This window comes from Flavonifractor sp. An306 (assembly GCF_002159455.1).
Classification (GTDB): domain Bacteria; phylum Bacillota; class Clostridia; order Oscillospirales; family Oscillospiraceae; genus Flavonifractor.
Genome location: NZ_NFIQ01000220.1, coordinates 1 through 957 on the forward strand (window position 1 = coordinate 1; position 957 = coordinate 957).

Annotated in this window: 1 protein-coding gene; it reads left to right on the plus strand. The window is 52.2% G+C overall.

What is annotated here, in order from left to right:
• Positions 1-855 (plus strand): recombinase zinc beta ribbon domain-containing protein (locus B5F88_RS19745; protein WP_242959904.1); only part of this gene is annotated, 855 nt, incomplete at its 5' end.
• Positions 856-957 lie beyond the last annotated feature (102 nt).

The window sequence follows — 957 nt, forward strand, 5'->3', positions numbered from 1 at the left end:
GCCTTGCTGCAAAAGACCTTCACCACAGACTGCATCAGCAAGAAGGTCAAGAAGAATACCGGCGAGTTGCCGCAGTATTACATCAAGGACAACCACCCTGCTATCATCCCGCGGGACATCTACCAGCGGGTACAGGAGGAGATGGCACGGAGGACCAGCAAGCGAAAGATTCTGCAGAAAAGCGGAAAAACAGAACAGGGCAAGTATTCCGCCAAGTATGCGCTCAGTGAGCGGCTGGTCTGTGGGGAGTGTGGTTCCCCCTATAAGCGGTGTACCTGGGCCAGGAACGGCGTCAAACGGATCGTCTGGCGGTGCGTCTCCCGGTTGGAATTCGGGAAAAAATACTGCCATAACTCGCCTTCCATGGCGGAGGACAAGCTGCATACCGCAATTCTCACGGTGCTTAACCGGGTAGTCGAAGCAAGCGATGGCCTACAGGATGAACTGGCAGAGACGCTCCGAATGGTATGTACCCCGGAAGGGGTCGGTAACAACCTGTTGGAATTGGAGCATGAACTGGAAGCCCTGACCGCACAACAGAACGCCCTGTTGGATCAGGCGTTAGCCAACATGGAGGATCTGACGATAGCAGAGCAACTCAAGACCCTGCTGGAAGAAAAGCAGCACCTGCAGACACGGATCGATGCGGCGAAGAAAGAGGCAGCCAACAGAATCAACGAGGACTCACGTATGGCAGAGTACGCAACTTATCTGGAGGAACATCTCAATGGCTTTCCTCACTATGATGACGAGGTCGTTCGCAAGATGATTGAACGGGTCACTGTAGTCGATGCGGAAACAATCCGGGTCAAGTTCCGATACAGCGATTTGGAGATTGAACAGTCCGTATGCTAAAATAGAGACAAGGAGCGATTTACTTATGGAAATTTTTATAACAGGAGATACACATGGAGATTTCTGCCGGTTCCGGCCCGACATCTTCTATGAGCAGGAACA